Source organism: Enterobacter sp. 237C8, assembly GCF_034106865.1.
Taxonomy (GTDB): Bacteria; Pseudomonadota; Gammaproteobacteria; order Enterobacterales; family Enterobacteriaceae; genus Enterobacter; species Enterobacter asburiae_B.
The window spans coordinates 309,594-327,205 of the sequence record NZ_JAWNDF010000003.1 but is presented as its reverse complement, the minus strand read 5'-3'; the positions used below and the strand labels follow the sequence as shown (position 1 = coordinate 327,205).

The window sequence follows — 17,612 nt, the reverse complement described above, 5'->3', positions numbered from 1 at the left end:
TTGCCTCACTCTCAATAAATACGATCTTTATACCGCCACGGGCGGCAACGAACGAGTAGCAATACGATGAGTCTGAACCTGGTAAGTGAACATTTGCTCGCAGCGAACGGCCTGAACCATCAGGACCTGTTCTCCATTCTTGGTCAACTGACCGAACGCCGTCTCGACTACGGCGACCTTTATTTCCAGTCGAGCTATCACGAATCCTGGGTTTTAGAAGACAGCATCATCAAAGATGGCTCCTACAACATTGACCAGGGCGTCGGCGTCCGTGCCGTCAGCGGCGAGAAAACCGGTTTTGCCTATGCCGATCAGATTAGCCTCACCGCACTCGAGCAGAGCGCGCAGGCCGCACGTACCATTGTGCGTGATACCGGTGATGGTCGCGTGAAAACCCTGGGAGAAGTGCAGCACTCTGCGCTCTATACCAGCATCGATCCGCTGCAGAGCATGAGCCGTGAAGAGAAGCTGGATATCCTGCGTCGCGTGGACAAAGTCGCCCGCGCGGCGGACAAACGCGTGCAGGAAGTTTCAGCCAGCCTGAGCGGCGTGTATGAGTTGATTCTGGTTGCGGCAACGGATGGTACCCTTGCGGCAGACGTTCGCCCGCTGGTGCGCCTCTCTATCAGCGTGCAGGTCGATGACGACGGTAAACGCGAGCGCGGCTCAAGCGGCGGCGGCGGTCGTTTCGGCTATGACTGGTTCCTGGGCGACGTTGACGGTGAAGCACGCGCTGACGCCTGGGCGAAAGAAGCCGTGCGCATGGCGCTGGTGAATCTGAATGCCGTCGCGGCGCCGGCGGGCTCATTCCCGGTGGTGCTGGGCGCCGGCTGGCCGGGCGTGCTGTTACACGAAGCCGTAGGCCACGGCCTGGAAGGCGACTTTAACCGTCGCGGGACGTCCGTGTTCAGCGGTCAAATCGGGCAGCTTGTCTCCTCTGAGCTGTGCACCGTGGTGGATGACGGCACCATGCGCGATCGTCGCGGCTCGGTGGCTATCGACGATGAAGGTACGCCAGGGCAGTACAATGTGCTGATCGAAAACGGCGTGCTGAAAGGCTACATGCAGGACAAACTCAACGCGCGCCTGATGGGCGTCGCGCCGACGGGCAACGGACGCCGTGAATCTTACGCGCATCTGCCGATGCCGCGCATGACCAACACGTACATGCTGCCGGGCAAATCGACGCCGCAGGAGATTATCGAATCCGTCGATTACGGTATCTTTGCGCCAAACTTTGGCGGCGGCCAGGTGGACATCACCTCCGGTAAGTTTGTTTTCTCCACGTCAGAAGCGTATCTGATCGAGAAAGGTAAAGTGACCAAAGCGGTGAAGGGGGCGACGCTGATTGGCTCCGGTATTGAAGCCATGCAGCAGATTTCCATGGTCGGTAACGATCTGAAGCTGGATAACGGCGTGGGCGTCTGCGGTAAAGAGGGCCAGAGCCTGCCGGTTGGCGTGGGCCAGCCAACGCTGAAGGTGGACAACCTAACGGTGGGCGGCACGGCGTAATTTCCTGACCCTCTCCCCAAAGGGGAGAGGGGACTGCTCCACGCTGTCTTTTCTCCCGCGTCCTTATGGAAAAAGGCCTACTCTTTCCTTCTCCCCCGCATCCCCTGAAACAGCTCCGCCACGTCCACAAAATACTCGGTCAGATAGTTAATACACACCTGGACCTTGAGCGGGAGTTTGTCTTTTTCGGTATACAGGGCGTACACCGGACGCGGATCGGACTGGTAGCGCGGGAAGAGGATCTCCAGCACGCCGCTATTGATCTCGTTGATCACCCACATTAACGGCACGTAGGCGATCCCGGCGCCGGCCACCAGCCAGCGTGAAATCGTCATCGGATCGTTGGTGACAAACCGTCCTTCCGGCAGCAGCCTGGTGGAGATCCCTTCCGGAGCGATCAGCTCAAATTCATTATCGGGCCGCACGCTGTACTCCAGCCACGAGTGGTTGGTGAGATCGGCGGGCTTCTCCGGAACGCCGTACTGCGCCAGATAGCTTTTCGAGGCGCAGACCACCATCGGCATGCTGCCCAGCCGTCGCGAGAACAGGCTGGAATCCTGCAACGCGCCGACGCGGATCACCACGTCCAGCCCGTCGGCAATCAGATCCGGCGCCGGGATACCCGTCACCAGATTGACCGTAAGACCGGGGTACTCTTTCAGCATATCCGCCGTCATGGCAGCGAGAACATTTTGTGCCATAGTTGAAGAACACCCGATGCGCAGCGTGCCGATGGGGGTGTTGTTGAAGGCATAGAGCTGTTCGTGAACATCCTGCACTTCAAGCAGCATACGGCGACAGCCCTGATAGTAAATTTTACCCGCTTCGGTCAGCCCAATGCTGCGGGTACTGCGGTTGAGCAGCTTGACCTGAAGCTCATCTTCCAGTTTGGACACCGTCTGGCTGATGGATGAGACGCTCATCTGAAGCTGGCGTGCAGCGGCGGTAAAAGAGCCCAGCTCAACCACTTTGGCGAAGACCGACATGCGTTTTAAACGTTCCATTGTTCACTCTGGCTTAAAAGTGATTTAGATCACATATTATAGATAACAGCATAACAGTTACGTTAATATATTATTAATTACATAACGGCTGCGCCATTCTCGCCCGGCGTTTCTTGCTCTCCTGCGGTGGCGTGCGCTAAAAAATTCTGAAGCCTGCACTCTCTCTTATCAAGGTCAACATGAGTCTGTTTCCCGTTATCGTGGTGTTCGGTCTGTCGTTCCCACCGATATTTTTCGAGCTTCTTTTATCACTGGCGATCTTCTGGCTGGTGCGCAAGGTGCTGGTCCCTACCGGGATCTACGATTTCGTCTGGCACCCTGCATTGTTCAATACCGCGCTGTATTGCTGCCTGTTTTATCTGATATCGCGCATGTTTGTCTGAGGTTGATGTGAAAACGCTAACAAGAAAAATCTCCCGCACTGCCATCACAATGGCGCTGGTTATCCTCGCCTTCATCGCTATTTTCCGCGCCTGGGTTTATTACACCGAATCACCGTGGACGCGTGATGCACGCTTCAGCGCCGATGTGGTGGCAATAGCCCCTGACGTGGCCGGCCTTATCACTGCGGTCAACGTCCACGATAATCAGCTGGTGAAGAAAGATCAGGTCCTGTTCACCATCGACCAGCCTCGTTACCAGAAAGCGCTGGAAGAGGCGGAAGCGGACGTGGCCTATTATCAGGCGCTCGCTGCGGAGAAACGCCGCGAGGCAGGGCGGCGTAACCAGCTGGGCGTTCAGGCAATGTCCCGTGAAGAGATTGACCAGTCCAACAACGTGCTGCAAACCGTGCTGCACCAGCTGGCGAAAGCGCAGGCAACGCGCGATCTGGCGAAGCTCGATCTCGAGCGCACCGTGATCCGCGCGCCATCCGATGGCTGGGTCACCAACCTTAACGTCTATGCCGGGGAATTCATTACCCGTGGCTCAACCGCCGTGGCGCTGGTTAAACAGAACTCCTTCTACGTGCTCGCCTATATGGAAGAGACCAAGCTGGAAGGCGTGCGTCCGGGTTATCGGGCGGAAATCACGCCGCTCGGCAGCAACCGCGTCTTTAAAGGCACCGTCGACAGCGTTGCCGCAGGGGTGACTAACTCCAGCAGTTCTAACGATGCCAAAGGGATGGCGACGGTCGATTCCAACCTGGAGTGGGTGCGTTTGGCACAGCGCGTGCCGGTACGTATTCATCTGGATGAACAGCAGGGAAATCTGTGGCCTGCGGGTACCACGGCGACGGTGGTGATCACCGGTGAAAAGGACCGGGATGCCAGCCAGGACTCGTTCTTCCGTAAAATTGCCCACCGCCTGCGCGAGTTTGGTTAATCGCCATGGGTATCTTTTCCATCGCCAGCCAGCACATTCGCTTCGCCGTGAAGCTGGCGTGCGCCATCGTGCTGGCGCTGTTTGTTGGCTTTCACTTCCAGCTTGAAACCCCTCGCTGGGCAGTGCTGACGGCTGCGATTGTCGCGGCGGGCCCTGCCTTTGCCGCGGGCGGGGAGCCCTATTCTGGCGCGATCCGCTATCGCGGGATGCTGCGTATCATCGGGACGTTTATCGGCTGTTTCGCGGCGCTGACCATTATTATTTTGATGATCCGCACCCCGCTGCTGATGCTGATGGTGTGCTGTATCTGGGCGGGTTTCTGCACCTGGATCTCGTCTCTGGTGAAAGTGGAGAACTCCTACGCCTGGGGACTGGCGGGCTATACCGCGCTGATTATTGTCATCACTATCCAAAGCGAACCGCTGCTCGCCCCGCAGTTTGCGGTTGAGCGCTGCAGCGAGATTGTGATTGGCATTGTCAGCGCGATCGTCGCTGACCTGCTTTTCTCTCCGCGCTCCATCAAGCAGGAAGTCGACCGTGAGCTCGACGCGCTGATTGTTGCCCAGTATCAGCTGATGCAGCTGTGCATTAAGCATGGCGACAGCGAAGAGGTGGATAAAGCCTGGAGCGGGCTGGTACGTCGTACGCAGGCGCTGGAAGGAATGCGCAGCAACCTTAATATGGAGTCGTCGCGCTGGGCCCGCGCGAATCGACGCCTGAAAGCCCTCAACACCGTCTCTCTGACGCTGATTACCCAGGCCTGTGAAACCTATCTGATTCAGAACACCCGGCCGGAAGCGGTCACCGATACGTTCCGCGAACTGTTTGCCGAGCCGGTGGAAACCGTACAGGACGTGCATAAGCAGCTTAAGCGCATGCGCCGGGTGATTGCCTGGACCGGGGAGCGCGACACGCCGGTAACCATCTACACCTGGGTCGGCGCCGCGACGCGCTATCTGCTTCTGAAGCGCGGCGTGATCGGTAACACCAAAATCAGCGCGGCGGAAGAAGAGGTGCTGCAGGGGGAAGTGGTGATCAAGGCGGAATCCGCCGAGCGTCATCACGCCATGGTCAATTTCTGGCGTACGACGCTTGCCTGCATGCTCGGCACGCTGTTCTGGCTGTGGACGGGCTGGACGTCCGGCAGCGGCGCGATGGTGATGATTGCCGTTGTGACCGCACTGGCGATGCGTCTGCCTAATCCGCGTATGGTCGCCATTGATTTCCTTTACGGCACGATTGCCGCGTTGCCGATAGGCGCGCTCTATTTCCTGGTCATCATCCCGTCGACGCAACAGAGCATGCTGCTGCTCTGCATTAGCCTGGCGGTAATGGCGTTCTTTATCGGCATTGAAGTGCAAAAGCGGCGTCTTGGATCGCTGGGGGCGCTGGCGAGTACGATTAACATCATCGTTCTCGATAACCCGATGACCTTCCATTTCAGCCAGTTCCTCGACAGCGCGTTAGGCCAGCTGGTGGGCTGCTTCCTGGCCATGATGGTGATACTGCTGGTGCGGGATAACTCGCAGGCAAGAACGGGCCGCGTGCTGCTGAACCAGTTCGTGTCGGCTGCCGTGTCATCTTTGACAACCAATACCGCGCGCCGTAAAGAGAACCACCTGCCCGCGCTCTACCAGCAGCTGTTTTTGCTGCTGAACAAGTTCCCGGGCGATATCGCGAAGTTCCGCCTGGCGTTAACCATGATCATTGCGCACCAGCGTTTGCGTAACGCGCCCGTGCCGATCAACGACGATTTGTCGGCATACCACCGCCAGCTGCGTCGTACCGCCGATCACGTGCTTTCTGCCAGCAGCGATGACAAACGGCGTCGCTACTTTACGCAGCTGCTTGAAGAGCTCGATACCTATCAGGAAAAGCTCAAGCACTGGGAGGCGCCGCCTCAGGTGACCGAGCCGGTAGGACGGCTGGTGTTTATGCTGCATCGCTACCAGAATGCCCTCACGGATAACTGACTGAAGTAAAAAAACCGACGCCAAAAGCGTCGGTTTTTTTGTGGCTATACTTATTCCAGCACGTTCTTACATTTCAGAAAGGGAGAACACATGACGACCCAGGCGCTTCAGGACCACATCCTTTTTCAGACCGGTTATCTGGTCAACGGAATCTGGAAAACGCTGGATACAACCTTTGATGTGCTGAATCCCGCGACCGGCGAGGTCATTGCTAAAGTCGCAAAAGCGGGTAAAGCGCAAACCGAAGACGCTATTGCAGCGGCTACCCAGGCCTTCCCGGCATGGCGTGCCAAAACCGCGAAAGAACGCTCGGCGATTCTCTACCGCTGGTACGAACTGATTATTGAGAATAAAAGCTGGCTCGGGCGGTTGATGACCACCGAACAGGGCAAACCCCTGAAAGAAGCGGAGGGAGAAGTCGAGTACGCCGCCAGCTTTATCCAGTGGTTTGCCGAAGAGGCCAAACGCGCGAACGGTGAAATTATTCCGCCGATAAAACCCGGCTCACGCATTCTGGCGACCCGTGAACCTATTGGTGTGGTCGCGGCGATTACGCCGTGGAACTTCCCGATGGCCATGCTCACCCGCAAGTTAGGCCCGGCGCTGGCAGCAGGATGCACCGGGGTCATTAAACCGGCCAATAACACGCCGCTCAGCGCATTTGCGCTGCTTACGCTGGCGAAACAGGCCGGTGTGCCCGACGGTGTTCTCAACGCCGTCGCCGGGAATACGCATGAAATCAGCGATGCGATCATGGCAAGCCGCGACGTGCGTAAAATCTCCTTTACCGGCTCAACCTCCGTCGGCAAAACGCTGGTGCGTAACGCCGCAGAAACCATGAAAAAAGTCTCGATGGAGCTGGGGGGAAATGCCCCGTATATCGTTTTTGAGGATGCGGATATCGACGCAGCGGTTAAGGGCGCGATCGCCAACAAGTTCCGCAATGCCGGGCAGGTCTGCGTAAGCGTGAACCGTTTTTATATTCAGGAAACCGTCTACGACAAATTTGTGAATAAACTCGCCGATGCGGTGAAGGCGCTGAAGGTGGGTAATGGTCTCGAAGAGGGGGTGGTCGTCGGGCCGCTGATTGAACCTTCGGCGGTCAACAAGGTGCGTGAGCATGTCGACGACGCCGTTGCCCGGGGCGCAACCGTACTGGCAGGAGGTAAGCTTCATCCGCTTGGCGGAAATTTCTGGATGCCAACCGTGCTGGGCGACTGCCATGAAGGCATGAAGCTGGCAGAAGAAGAGACGTTTGGCCCGGTGGCGGCGTGCTTCCGTTTCACCTCGGAAGATGAAGTCATCCAGCGCGCCAACAACACGCCCTGTGGGCTGGCGGCTTACTTCTATACCCAGAATCTTTCCCGGGTCTTCCGCGTTTCACAGGCCATCGAGAGCGGGATGATCGGCATCAACGAGTGCGCCGTCTCCACGGAGCTTGGGCCCTTTGGCGGCGTAAAAGAGTCAGGCCTTGGACGAGAGGGCTCCGTGCTGGGGCTGGAAGAGTATCTGGAAGTTAAAACCCTGCATATTGGGGGATTATAATAGACAGGGCGGCATCTGCCGCTCGCCTGGACTGGGTGGCTGGCAATGAAAACCTATACGTTTGATTTTGACGAGATCGACAGTCAGGAAGACTTCTACCGTGAATTTATCCGGGCGTTTGATCTTGAACGGGAAAGCGTGACGAATCTGGATACGCTGTGGGACGTGGTCACCGGCAGTCAGTTGCCGCTACCGCTGGAAATTGAGTTCATCCATTTGCCCGATAAGCTGCGAAGACGTTTTGGCGCGCTGATATTGCTGTTCGATGAAGCGGAAGAAGAGCTTGAAGGTCAGCTGCGCTTTAACGCGCGGCATTGAATGAAAAAAGCCCCTGACCATAAGGCCAGGGGCAAGTCGTATGATGAGATACGACGAGGGTTTATTTATACAGCTCTGCCGTTGCATGCCAGTGGTCACCCTGATTCAGTTCGGTGACGCGATAGCTGCTGGCGCCTGCTTTTTCAGCTTTGGCGGCAAGTTCGTGACGAATATCCATCGGTGAACCGGTGACAGACGTTACGGAGACGCTGCCCATACGCTGTAGATTTTGTGCCTGGTCGGCATTCACCTGCTGTACGGCTGCGCTCGCGCCGAAAGAGAGAACGGATGCCAGACCGAGGGTTGCGATGATCAATTTGGTTTTCATAGTCTTTACTCCTGAATAGGGTTTTTACTCAACGGCGAGAAGGGTTGAACCGCTATTTTTATGCCTGGTGCCGTTGAGTGGAGATTTACGTCTTCAGTTATTACTAAAACTTATTTGTACAGCTCAGCGGTGGCGTGCCAGTGGTCACCGGAACGCGCTTCGATGATGCGATAGGATGACGCACCCTGTTCTTCCGCTTTTTTGTTCAGCATCTCATGCATGTCCATTGGCGATGTGCCGACCGCGCCGACAGAAACCGTACCGATGGCCTGACGGGATTGCGCCTGGTCAGCATTGATAGAGTCAGCTGCGAAAGCACCGAATGACAGGACGGACAGGACGCTGAGCGCCGCTACAGTTGATTTGATTTTCATGATTTTTACCTCGTCGAATTTTTTAGTGGGGTCTTGTTTCGTGACCCTCATCACAAAATCAAGTATACACTAATAACGGTAAAAATTAATACCAGGCTAATGGTTTCTATTGTTATTACGTGTTAACCAGTCTGTTTTTTATAACCAAATCGCATAATATTGGGCGTTTTTTGTTCATTTTGGTTGTTTATATCTAATAAAATCATATGGATATCAGCTTTTGATTTTTTGTGCGATTTTTTGATTTAGCATTCACCAGATGAATGTTAATAGGTGGTAAAAAGCACTATTTGTCAAAGTGAAGGGCAGTAGAAAAGAGGGGAGAACGCAGCGGAAGCAGAACGATCCCCGCAGCGGCGCTACGGGGAGAGGGGATTAGAGTTCCTGTTCGAACAGTACCAGAATGGCTTCGTGGAGATCTTTCACGGAGAAACCGCTAGCCGGTGTGGTAAAGATGGTGTCATCACCGGCGATAGTCCCGAGGATACCTTCCGTTTTACCCAGCGAGTCCAGCATGCGGGCAATCAGCTGCGCGGCACCCGGGCTTGTGTGGATCACCACGACGGCGTCGTTATGATCGATATCCAGAACCAGGTTTTTGAGCGGGCTGGAGGTGGTCGGCACGCCAAGTTCTGCCGGCAGGCAATAGACCATCTCCATCTTGGCGTTACGCGTACGCACCGCGCCAAATTTCGTTAACATGCGGGAGACTTTCGACTGGTTGATGTTATCGAAGCCTTGTTCCTGCAGCGCCTGAACAATTTCTCCCTGAGAACTGAATTTCTCTTCTTTGAGTAGCGCCTTAAACGCCTTTACTAATTCTTCTTGCTTAGACGAGCTTCGCATAAGTCACCCGGAATATGACGATAGAAACAACATTATTATGCATGTGGATGAATTTTTATGCAAATTATCTACTCAGCGCCAGGCTGAAATAATGTTATGAAAGGGAGTGATTTTATCAGATTTCGTTATCAGAAAACATGCCTGGGTCACGCCGCGCAAATAAGCTTAAAAGTAAATTAAATGTTATCAAAATGATGTTGTTTTGGTGGCGGGGCAGGGTGTATTGTAACCACCTCTTAATGCGTTGCCCTCTGTCGTCAGATAGTCTTCTGGTGAGAGATAAAGTCGCGTGACCTCAAATTCTTTAGCTACGAAAATTGTAATTATTTACTTGCTGAATTATGGTCGCCGCAACGGATTTACAGATACTTAAGTTAACCATAATAAGGAGTTTAGGATGAAAGTCGCAGTCCTCGGCGCTGCTGGTGGTATCGGCCAGGCGCTTGCCCTACTACTGAAAACCCAACTGCCTTCAGGCTCAGAACTCTCCCTGTACGATATTGCTCCGGTAACCCCAGGTGTGGCGGTTGACCTGAGCCACATCCCGACTGCTGTAAAAATCAAAGGCTTCTCCGGTGAAGATGCACGTCCTGCGCTGCAGGGTGCCGACGTGGTGCTGATTTCTGCAGGCGTGGCGCGTAAGCCAGGCATGGATCGTTCAGACCTGTTCAACGTCAACGCGGGCATCGTGAAAAACCTGGTGCAGCAGATTGCAGAAATCTGCCCGAAAGCATGCATCGGGATCATCACTAACCCGGTGAACACCACCGTGGCTATCGCGGCAGAAGTGCTGAAGAAAGCGGGTGTTTACGACAAAAACAAACTGTTCGGCGTAACCACGCTGGATATTATCCGTTCCAACACCTTTGTTGCTGAGCTGAAAGGCAAGCAGCCAACAGAAGTGGAAGTACCGGTAATCGGCGGTCACTCTGGCGTCACTATCCTGCCTCTGCTGTCGCAGATCCCAGGCGTGAGCTTCACCGAGCAGGAAGTGGCTGACCTGACTAAACGCATCCAGAACGCGGGCACCGAAGTGGTGGAAGCGAAGGCGGGTGGCGGTTCTGCAACCCTGTCTATGGGCCAGGCGGCTGCGCGTTTTGGTCTGTCACTGGTTCGCGCTCTGCAGGGCGAGAAAGGCGTTGTTGAATGCGCTTACGTTGAAGGCGATGGCGAACACGCTCGCTTCTTCTCTCAGCCGCTGCTGCTGGGTAAAAACGGTATCGAAGAGCGTAAATCCATTGGTACGCTGAGCGCGTTTGAACAACACGCGATGGAAGGCATGCTGGATACGCTGAAGAAAGATATCACCCTGGGCGAAGAGTTCGTTAACAAGTAATACGAACCGTCTCCCGGTAAAAAAAACGGAGCTTATCGCTCCGTTTTTTTATGCCTGTCAGTTAGTGGCCGGGTATTCCTGAATCGTCACGTGCAGCGTCAGTTTCTTATCGTTGCGCATGACCTCAACAGGGATGATAGAACCCGGGCGAATTTCTGCCACCTGATCCATCGTCTCCAGCGCAGAGACCGCTGGCGTGCCGTTGACCGACACAATGACATCGTTTACCTGAATCCCTGCGTTAGCCGCCGGACCACCCGGTGCCACCTCGTTAACCACAATACCCTGAATCTGATCGATACCGCCGCCCTGGGTATGCATCGGTGCAATTTCGCGCCCGCCGATACCGATATAGCCGCGGATCACGCGTCCGTCGCGGATCAGTTTATCCATGATTTTGGTCGCCAGCTGGAACGGAATGGCGAAGCCGATCCCTTCCGGCGTCTCACCGTCGTTACTCTTATCGAACGAGAGGGTGTTGATGCCCATCAGCTCGCCCAGCGAGTTGACCAGCGCCCCGCCGGAGTTACCGTGGTTGATGGAGGCATCGGTTTGCAGGAAGTTCTGCCGCCCGGAGGGGTTCAAACCGATACGACCGGTCGCGCTGATAATCCCCTGGGTGATGGTCTGGCCCAGGTTGTAAGGGTTACCGATAGCCAGTACGACGTCACCAATATGCGGGGTACGTTTACGGTTGATCGGGATGACCGGCAAACCGCCCGTGGCGTTAATTTTCAGAACAGCCAGGTCGGTCAGGCTGTCAGACCCAACGAGTAACGCCTCAAACACGCGGCCATCCTGCAGGGCGACGATGATCTGGTCGGCATCGTTAATCACGTGCTTGTTGGTAATAATGTAGCCGCGCTCGTCCATGATTACGCCGGAGCCGAGGGTACGGATCTCCAGCTGGTTATGGGCTGAGGTATTCAGACCACGGTTATAGACGTTAACCACGGCAGGTGCGGCACGGCGGACGGCCTGGTTATAGGTGGCCGGCGTTTCATCCGTGCTATCGAACTGGGGAGCCGACAGTTTATTGAACTGACGTAAAGACGGCAGCGCCAGCAGCAGCAGGCCAGCGACAATCAAACCGATGACAGTAGAACGTAAGAGCTTTAAAAGCATGATGCGCGTGTCGTTAAAAAAGGAACGATTTGCAGCATAACATGAGTTATCCGGACATCACACGCAGCGGTGATGTCCGGGTCGCAAATGCTTAGCGCAACAGAATATAGATAGACTCATTGCCACGCATGACCTGCAGGGCAATAACCGCTGGTTTGCTTTCCAGCACCTTGCGCAGTTCGGCAATAGACTGCACGCGGTTGCGGTTTACACCGATAATCACGTCATCCTGATGCAATCCTGCCTGTGCGGCAGGGCTGCTCTTCTCGACGGTGTCGATGCTAATGCCTTTCGTACCGTCCTTCAGCTGCCCGTCGCTCAACGTAGCCCCCTGTAGCGCCGGGGCGATAAGCTCCGCACTGGCCGAGGATGAAGTGCTCTTATCCAGCGTCACTTCAACGTCAAGCGGCTTACCGTCACGTATCAGGCCCAGCTTCACTTTGGCGCCAGGTTCCGTCGTGGCAATCCGTGAGCGCAGTTCTGCAAAGCTGTTCAGCGGTTTGTCGTTCAGGCTGACGATCACATCCCCCGATTTCACGCCCGCTTTTGCCGAGCCGGAGTTTGGCAGCACTTCACTGACAAACGCCCCGCGCTGTACGTTGATATTGAACGCTTTTGCGATATCCGCGCTCATCTCCATACCTTTAATACCCAGCAGCCCGCGTTTGATTTCACCGAACTGGATCAATTGCTGCGCCAGGGTTTTGGCCATATTGCTGGGGATAGCAAAACCGATCCCGATGCTGCCGCCGCCCGGGGCCAGAATCGCCGTGTTAATCCCAATCAGCTCGCCGTTAAGGTTGAGCAACGCTCCGCCGGAGTTACCCCGGTTGATTGAGGCATCGGTCTGGATAAAGTTTTCCAGCCCTTCCAGATTGAGGCCGCTGCGCCCGAGCGCCGAGACGATCCCGGAGGTGGCGGTCTGCCCTAAGCCAAAGGGGTTGCCTACGGCGACGGCAAAATCGCCGACGCGCAGTTTGTCGGAATCCGCGATGGCAATCTGGGTCAGGTTGCTCGGATTTTGCACCTGCAGCAGCGCGATGTCGCTCTGGTCATCGCCGCCGATCAGTTTGGCATCAAATTCACGGCCATCGTTCAGCTGGACGCTGATCTTATCGGCCTGGCTGATGACGTGGTTGTTGGTCAGGATATAGCCTTTTGCCGCATCAATAATGACGCCAGAACCCAGGCCTTCAAAAGGCTGAGCCTGCTGGTCGGGAGACTCATCGCCAAAATATTTTTTCAGTTCTTCAGGGACGCGTTGGCTTTGTACTGCGGTGCCCTCAACCTGAACGCTGACGACCGCCGGCAACACTTTTTCCAGCATAGGCGCGAGGCTTGGAATGGCCGCCTGGCCAGGCACCTGGGAGGGAATGGCGGCAAATACAGGGACGGACGCCGAGAGAGATAACCCGACACTTAACGCGATAGCGCTCAACAGCTGGTTTTTTTTCTTCATCGATGTTGACTCTCGTAACCTGGAATAAAGGAAAAACGGCCCTAAAAACACGTTGATGTTATTGAATTTTAAACCGCTGAACAATGAGGTGTTTAACTAAATGATAGCTGGGGTCATCAGGAAAGGACGGGCGCAATCGCTGCGCCCGTAAAATATATTCAGGTTGTGCGATTAATCGCGTTTTACACCGCCGCGCAGCAGGCCGGACGCGCCATCGGAATAGTCGCGAGGCATCTGAACGGGCGCCTGATCGTTACCGGCTTCAGAGTCAGCCAGACGGTTGCGGAACGGGTTGGTTTCCGCGGTCATTTCCGGCAGCAGGCTGCTGGAGCTTTTTGCCATATGTTGATAAAGCTGACGATAGTCGGTTGCCATGTTGTCCAGCAGCTCGGCGCTACGGGCAAAGTGGCTGACCAGCTCTTCACGATACTCTTCCAGCTCGGCTTTGTTCTTTTCCAGTTCGTACTGCAGTGACTGCTGCTGACGCAATTTGCGATTACCGAAACGCATGGCCACAGCACCGATGACGATGCCGACGACTAAACCGATTAGCGCATATTCCCAGGTCATGAACTTCTCCCGTTGTCTTGTTGTTCCGTAGGGTGTTGGCTCGGCTCCTGCCTGTGCCTGATAATGCCACTATAACCGCTATTTCTGCAGAAGTGGAATCCTGACGTATCATCGCGTAGTGTAGAACGGCCTTTTTTTCATCAGTCACGTCTGCTGGTGAGCGTTAATTGAAGGAATAACAATAAGATTATGCAAAACCTGTCCCCTGCATCGCGATATCAACTGGCCCTTAACGAGGGCACTCATCAGCCTGATGACGTTCAACGTGAGGCGGTAAACCGTCTGGAGATGATTTACCAGGATCTCACGGCAAAACCCGCTGAAGTCGAACAGAACGGTGGGCTAAAGGCGGCGTTTGGGCGGTTGCTCGGTAAAAAAGCGCCACAGGCTCACGCGCCGGTGCGCGGTCTATATATGTGGGGCGGGGTCGGTCGCGGAAAAACCTGGCTGATGGACATGTTCTATCTGAGCCTGCCTGGCGCACGTAAACAGCGTCTGCACTTCCATCGTTTTATGCTGCGGGTGCATGAAGAGCTGACCGTACTGCAGGGCAAAAGCGATCCGCTGGAGATTGTGGCCGACAGGTTCAAGGCGGAAACGGACGTGCTCTGCTTCGATGAATTTTTTGTGTCTGACATCACCGATGCCATGCTGCTAGGCGGCCTGATGAAGGCGCTATTTGCCCGCGGGATCACGCTGGTGGCTACGTCGAATATCCCGCCGGATGAACTCTATCGTAACGGCCTGCAGCGCGCACGCTTCCTGCCCGCCATCGATGCCATCAAGCAGCACTGCGATATCATGAACGTCGATGCCGGTGTCGATTATCGTCTGCGCACGCTGACCCAGGCGCATCTGTGGCTTTCGCCGTTAAATGCCGATACCACCCGCGAGATGGATACACTCTGGCTGGCGCTGGCGGGAGCAAAACGCGAGCACGCCCCAGAACTCGAGATTAACCATCGCCCGCTGCCCACACTCGGCGTCGAAAACCAAACGCTGGCGGTCTCCTTTACGACGCTCTGCGTGGATGCCCGCAGCCAGCACGACTACATTGCGCTTTCGCGTCTGTTCCACACCGTGATGGTGCTGGGCGTGCCGGTGATGACGCGGCTGATGGAGAGCGAAGCACGGCGCTTCATTGCGCTGGTGGACGAGTTTTATGAGCGCCACGTCAAGCTGGTGGTCAGCGCCGAGGTACCTTTATATGAGATTTACCAGGGCGAGCGGCTGAAGTTCGAGTTCCAGCGCTGCCTGTCGCGCCTGCAGGAGATGCAGAGCGAGGAATACCTGAAGCTGGAGCATATGCCGTAACAAATGCCCCCCTCTCCCGTGGGAGAGGGGCTGGGGGTGAGGGCACCAGACCGCACAATACCCACCCCCGAAAAACCCATTCCAAAACGCATTTAAGGGTCGATCTTTGACCTCAACTTCTCTATAATCTTGCGACCCCACGTTACGAGAAGGTTTTTTTCCCAAAACTTTCTATGTGTCGGCATGTGCTATTCGAAGGGGTAGGTTTGCCGGACTTTGTCGTGTGAGCCTCAACTGACTAAACGTTTGGGTGTTCACCAACGTGTAACTTATTTATTTGGGTAAGCTTTTAATGAAAACTTTTACAGCTAAACCAGAAACCGTACAGCGCGACTGGTATGTTGTTGACGCGACCGGTAAAACTCTGGGCCGTCTGGCTACTGAACTGGCTCGTCGCCTGCGCGGTAAGCATAAAGCGGAATACACTCCGCACGTTGATACCGGTGATTACATCATCGTTCTGAACGCTGATAAAGTTGCTGTAACCGGCAACAAGCGTACTGACAAAGTGTACTATCACCACACCGGCCACATCGGTGGTATCAAAGAAGCGACCTTTGAAGAGATGATTGCCCGCCGTCCTGAGCGTGTGATTGAAATCGCGGTTAAAGGCATGCTGCCAAAAGGCCCGCTGGGTCGTGCTATGTTCCGTAAACTGAAAGTTTACGCAGGCAACGAGCACAACCACGCGGCACAGCAACCGCAAGTTCTTGACATCTAATCGGGATTATAGGCAATGGCTGAAAATCAATACTACGGCACTGGTCGCCGCAAAAGTTCCGCAGCTCGCGTTTTCATCAAACCGGGCAGTGGTAAAATCGTAATCAACCAGCGTTCTCTGGAACAATACTTCGGTCGCGAAACTGCCCGCATGGTAGTTCGCCAGCCGCTGGAACTGGTTGATATGGTAGAAAAACTGGATCTGTACATCACCGTTAAAGGTGGTGGTATCTCCGGTCAGGCAGGTGCGATCCGTCACGGTATCACCCGCGCTCTGATGGAGTACGACGAATCCCTGCGTTCTGAACTGCGTAAAGCTGGCTTCGTTACTCGTGACGCGCGTCAGGTTGAACGTAAGAAAGTGGGTCTGCGTAAAGCACGTCGTCGTCCACAGTTCTCCAAACGTTAATCCATTCTGCTTACGCAGAACGATTGGCGAAAAACCCGCTTCGGCGGGTTTTTTTATGGATAATGCGCAGGTTATCCACAATCTCCATGCATATATCTTCTCTTTTTCCACATTTCCAGAATCCCCTCACCACAAAGCCATCAAAATCTGGTAAACTATCATCCAATTTTCTGCCCAAATATCGGTGAATACTCGATTTTTGTTCGTTTCTTGAACAATGTGTTTTCTCTGGGATGGGCGATACAACATCTGGCTGGCCCCTGTTGGGCTGGTAGCAGTAAAAATTCTGAATATACCTGGAGGTTTTCATGGCTGTCGCTGCCAACAAACGTTCGGTAATGACGCTGTTTTCTGGTCCTACTGACATTTATAGCCATCAGGTTCGTATCGTGCTGGCCGAGAAGGGTGTCAGTTTTGAGATCGAGCATGTGGAAAAGGATAACCCGCCTCAGGATCTGATCGATCTCAACCCGAGCCAAAGCGTACCGACGCTGGTGGATCGCGAGCTGACCCTGTGGGAATCCCGTATCATTATGGAATATCTGGATGAGCGTTTCCCGCATCCGCCGCTGATGCCTGTTTACCCTGTCGCGCGTGGTGAAAGCCGCCTGTACATGCAGCGTATCGAAAAAGACTGGTACTCGCTGATGAACGTGATTACCAGCGGTTCCGCTTCTGAAGCTGACGCTGCGCGTAAGCAGCTGCGTGAAGAGCTGCTGGCAATCGCGCCGGTGTTTGGTCAGAAACCGTTCTTCCTGAGCGATGAGTTCAGCCTGGTGGATTGCTACCTGGCACCGCTGCTGTGGCGTCTGCCAACCCTGGGCGTAGAGTTCAGCGGTCCTGGCGCGAAAGAGCTGAAGGGCTATATGACTCGCGTATTTGAACGCGACTCTTTCCTGGCATCTTTAACTGAACCGGAACGTGAAATGCGTCTCGGCCGAGGCTAATGACTGTGGAAATGTCACAACTTACCCCACGCCGTCCGTATCTGCTGCGCGCCTTCTATGAATGGCTGCTGGATAACCAGCTCACGCCGCACCTGGTTGTGGATGTGACGTTGCCGGGCGTGCTGGTTCCAATGGAATACGCGCGTGACGGACAAATCGTACTGAACATTGCGCCGCGTGCGGTGGGTAACCTGGAGTTGGCAAACGATGAAGTGCGCTTCAACGCGCGTTTCGGCGGCGTGCCGCGTCAGGTTTCTGTGCCGCTGGCAGCCGTGCTGGCTATCTACGCGCGTGAAAACGGTGCGGGTACCATGTTCGAGCCGGAAGCGGCGTATGATGAAGATGTTGCCAGCCTGAATGATGACAACGCATCCGACGAGCGCGAAAGCGACACGGTGATGTCACTTATCGATGGCGATAAACCCGATCATCATGACGACAATGATCCTGATGACGATCCGCCTCCGCGCGGTGGTCGTCCGGCTCTTCGCGTCGTGAAATAAAAACAG

Annotated in this window: 19 protein-coding genes; 12 read left to right on the top strand and 7 right to left on the bottom strand. The window is 55.0% G+C overall.

Annotation, left to right across the window (positions count from 1 at the left end; genetic code table 11):
- Positions 1-66: 66 nt before the first annotated feature.
- Positions 67-1,512: a metalloprotease TldD gene (gene tldD, locus USF70_RS13355; protein WP_234650696.1), complete on the top strand. Its 1,446-nt coding sequence runs from the start codon at positions 67-69 to the stop codon at positions 1,510-1,512.
- A gap of 77 nt (positions 1,513-1,589) precedes the next feature.
- Here tldD and aaeR read toward each other — a convergent pair whose 3' ends face one another.
- Positions 1,590-2,516 carry an HTH-type transcriptional activator AaeR gene (gene aaeR / locus USF70_RS13350; protein ID WP_023309395.1) on the bottom strand — a complete coding sequence of 309 codons (927 nt, stop codon included), beginning with the start codon at positions 2,514-2,516 and terminating at the stop codon, positions 1,590-1,592.
- A 179-nt stretch (positions 2,517-2,695) separates the two neighbouring features.
- Between aaeR and aaeX the strand changes: the two genes are divergently transcribed.
- The 5 genes from aaeX (at position 2,696) to USF70_RS13325 (ending at position 7,675) form a co-directional block, all read left to right on the top strand.
- Positions 2,696-2,899 carry a p-hydroxybenzoic acid efflux pump operon protein AaeX gene (aaeX, locus tag USF70_RS13345; RefSeq protein ID WP_003860416.1) on the top strand — a complete coding sequence of 68 codons (204 nt, stop codon included), beginning with the start codon at positions 2,696-2,698 and terminating at the stop codon, positions 2,897-2,899.
- A 7-nt stretch (positions 2,900-2,906) separates the two neighbouring features.
- Entirely contained in the window at positions 2,907-3,839 is a 933-nt protein-coding gene (gene aaeA / locus USF70_RS13340; protein ID WP_023309394.1) for a p-hydroxybenzoic acid efflux pump subunit AaeA, read from the top strand.
- A gap of 5 nt (positions 3,840-3,844) precedes the next feature.
- Complete coding sequence (aaeB, locus tag USF70_RS13335; protein WP_033146764.1) at positions 3,845-5,812, top strand: p-hydroxybenzoic acid efflux pump subunit AaeB; 1,968 nt, start codon at positions 3,845-3,847, stop codon at positions 5,810-5,812.
- Positions 5,813-5,902: 90 nt separating this feature from the next.
- Complete coding sequence (locus USF70_RS13330) at positions 5,903-7,357, top strand: NAD-dependent succinate-semialdehyde dehydrogenase (RefSeq protein ID WP_320735694.1); 1,455 nt, start codon at positions 5,903-5,905, stop codon at positions 7,355-7,357.
- 45 nt (positions 7,358-7,402) lie between these two features.
- Positions 7,403-7,675: a barstar family protein gene (locus tag USF70_RS13325; protein ID WP_023309391.1), complete on the top strand. Its 273-nt coding sequence runs from the start codon at positions 7,403-7,405 to the stop codon at positions 7,673-7,675.
- Between the two features lie 61 nt (positions 7,676-7,736).
- Here the strand turns inward: USF70_RS13325 and yhcN (USF70_RS13320) are convergent, their stop codons facing one another.
- The 3 genes from yhcN (USF70_RS13320) to argR all read right to left on the bottom strand — a co-directional run bounded on the left by yhcN (USF70_RS13320) (position 7,737) and on the right by argR (position 9,223).
- Positions 7,737-8,003, bottom strand: a complete 267-nt coding sequence (gene yhcN / locus USF70_RS13320; RefSeq protein WP_032659672.1) for a peroxide/acid stress response protein YhcN — start codon at positions 8,001-8,003, stop codon at positions 7,737-7,739.
- 110 nt (positions 8,004-8,113) lie between these two features.
- Complete coding sequence (yhcN, locus tag USF70_RS13315) at positions 8,114-8,377, bottom strand: peroxide/acid stress response protein YhcN (protein WP_023309389.1); 264 nt, start codon at positions 8,375-8,377, stop codon at positions 8,114-8,116.
- Between the two features lie 375 nt (positions 8,378-8,752).
- Complete coding sequence (argR, locus tag USF70_RS13310) at positions 8,753-9,223, bottom strand: transcriptional regulator ArgR (protein ID WP_023309388.1); 471 nt, start codon at positions 9,221-9,223, stop codon at positions 8,753-8,755.
- A 397-nt stretch (positions 9,224-9,620) separates the two neighbouring features.
- Between argR and mdh the strand changes: the two genes are divergently transcribed.
- A complete protein-coding gene (mdh, locus tag USF70_RS13305) occupies positions 9,621-10,559 on the top strand; it encodes a malate dehydrogenase (RefSeq protein ID WP_023309387.1) in 939 nt (312 codons plus the stop codon).
- Positions 10,560-10,616: 57 nt separating this feature from the next.
- Here the strand turns inward: mdh and degS are convergent, their stop codons facing one another.
- The 3 genes from degS to zapG all read right to left on the bottom strand — a co-directional run bounded on the left by degS (position 10,617) and on the right by zapG (position 13,713).
- Complete coding sequence (degS, locus tag USF70_RS13300) at positions 10,617-11,684, bottom strand: outer membrane-stress sensor serine endopeptidase DegS (protein ID WP_023309386.1); 1,068 nt, start codon at positions 11,682-11,684, stop codon at positions 10,617-10,619.
- Positions 11,685-11,775: 91 nt separating this feature from the next.
- A complete protein-coding gene (degQ, locus tag USF70_RS13295; RefSeq protein WP_023309385.1) occupies positions 11,776-13,143 on the bottom strand; it encodes a serine endoprotease DegQ in 1,368 nt (455 codons plus the stop codon).
- A gap of 171 nt (positions 13,144-13,314) precedes the next feature.
- A complete protein-coding gene (zapG, locus tag USF70_RS13290) occupies positions 13,315-13,713 on the bottom strand; it encodes a Z-ring associated protein ZapG (RefSeq protein WP_008502832.1) in 399 nt (132 codons plus the stop codon).
- 189 nt (positions 13,714-13,902) lie between these two features.
- On the opposite strand from zapG, the gene zapE reads away from it, so the two are divergent.
- The 5 genes from zapE (at position 13,903) to sspB (ending at position 17,606) form a co-directional block, all read left to right on the top strand.
- A complete protein-coding gene (gene zapE / locus USF70_RS13285) occupies positions 13,903-15,027 on the top strand; it encodes a cell division protein ZapE (protein WP_232938753.1) in 1,125 nt (374 codons plus the stop codon).
- A gap of 292 nt (positions 15,028-15,319) precedes the next feature.
- Entirely contained in the window at positions 15,320-15,748 is a 429-nt protein-coding gene (gene rplM, locus USF70_RS13280) for a 50S ribosomal protein L13 (protein WP_006178824.1), read from the top strand.
- A 15-nt stretch (positions 15,749-15,763) separates the two neighbouring features.
- Positions 15,764-16,156 carry a 30S ribosomal protein S9 gene (gene rpsI / locus USF70_RS13275; protein ID WP_003860436.1) on the top strand — a complete coding sequence of 131 codons (393 nt, stop codon included), beginning with the start codon at positions 15,764-15,766 and terminating at the stop codon, positions 16,154-16,156.
- Positions 16,157-16,464: 308 nt separating this feature from the next.
- Positions 16,465-17,103 (top strand): stringent starvation protein SspA, encoded by a 639-nt coding sequence (sspA, locus tag USF70_RS13270; protein WP_014885418.1) that lies wholly within the window; start codon positions 16,465-16,467, stop codon positions 17,101-17,103.
- 5 nt (positions 17,104-17,108) lie between these two features.
- On the top strand, positions 17,109-17,606 hold the full coding sequence (gene sspB / locus USF70_RS13265; RefSeq protein WP_024906337.1) for a ClpXP protease specificity-enhancing factor: 498 nt from the start codon (positions 17,109-17,111) through the stop codon (positions 17,604-17,606).
- Positions 17,607-17,612: the final 6 nt, after the last annotated feature.

Excerpts from the sequence above, each read along its gene's own strand:
- tldD (WP_234650696.1), top strand. The coding sequence starts at position 67 with ATGAGTCTGAACCTGGTAAGTGAACATTTGCTCGCAGCGAACGGCCTG.
- aaeR (WP_023309395.1), bottom strand. The coding sequence starts at position 2,516 with ATGGAACGTTTAAAACGCATGTCGGTCTTCGCCAAAGTGGTTGAGCTG.
- aaeX (WP_003860416.1), top strand. The coding sequence starts at position 2,696 with ATGAGTCTGTTTCCCGTTATCGTGGTGTTCGGTCTGTCGTTCCCACCG.
- aaeB (WP_033146764.1), top strand. The coding sequence starts at position 3,845 with ATGGGTATCTTTTCCATCGCCAGCCAGCACATTCGCTTCGCCGTGAAG.
- USF70_RS13330 (WP_320735694.1), top strand. The coding sequence starts at position 5,903 with ATGACGACCCAGGCGCTTCAGGACCACATCCTTTTTCAGACCGGTTAT.
- USF70_RS13325 (WP_023309391.1), top strand. The coding sequence starts at position 7,403 with ATGAAAACCTATACGTTTGATTTTGACGAGATCGACAGTCAGGAAGAC.
- yhcN (WP_032659672.1), bottom strand. The coding sequence starts at position 8,003 with ATGAAAACCAAATTGATCATCGCAACCCTCGGTCTGGCATCCGTTCTC.
- yhcN (WP_023309389.1), bottom strand. The coding sequence starts at position 8,377 with ATGAAAATCAAATCAACTGTAGCGGCGCTCAGCGTCCTGTCCGTCCTG.
- argR (WP_023309388.1), bottom strand. The coding sequence starts at position 9,223 with ATGCGAAGCTCGTCTAAGCAAGAAGAATTAGTAAAGGCGTTTAAGGCG.
- mdh (WP_023309387.1), top strand. The coding sequence starts at position 9,621 with ATGAAAGTCGCAGTCCTCGGCGCTGCTGGTGGTATCGGCCAGGCGCTT.
- degS (WP_023309386.1), bottom strand. The coding sequence starts at position 11,684 with ATGCTTTTAAAGCTCTTACGTTCTACTGTCATCGGTTTGATTGTCGCT.
- degQ (WP_023309385.1), bottom strand. The coding sequence starts at position 13,143 with ATGAAGAAAAAAAACCAGCTGTTGAGCGCTATCGCGTTAAGTGTCGGG.
- zapG (WP_008502832.1), bottom strand. The coding sequence starts at position 13,713 with ATGACCTGGGAATATGCGCTAATCGGTTTAGTCGTCGGCATCGTCATC.
- zapE (WP_232938753.1), top strand. The coding sequence starts at position 13,903 with ATGCAAAACCTGTCCCCTGCATCGCGATATCAACTGGCCCTTAACGAG.
- rplM (WP_006178824.1), top strand. The coding sequence starts at position 15,320 with ATGAAAACTTTTACAGCTAAACCAGAAACCGTACAGCGCGACTGGTAT.
- rpsI (WP_003860436.1), top strand. The coding sequence starts at position 15,764 with ATGGCTGAAAATCAATACTACGGCACTGGTCGCCGCAAAAGTTCCGCA.
- sspA (WP_014885418.1), top strand. The coding sequence starts at position 16,465 with ATGGCTGTCGCTGCCAACAAACGTTCGGTAATGACGCTGTTTTCTGGT.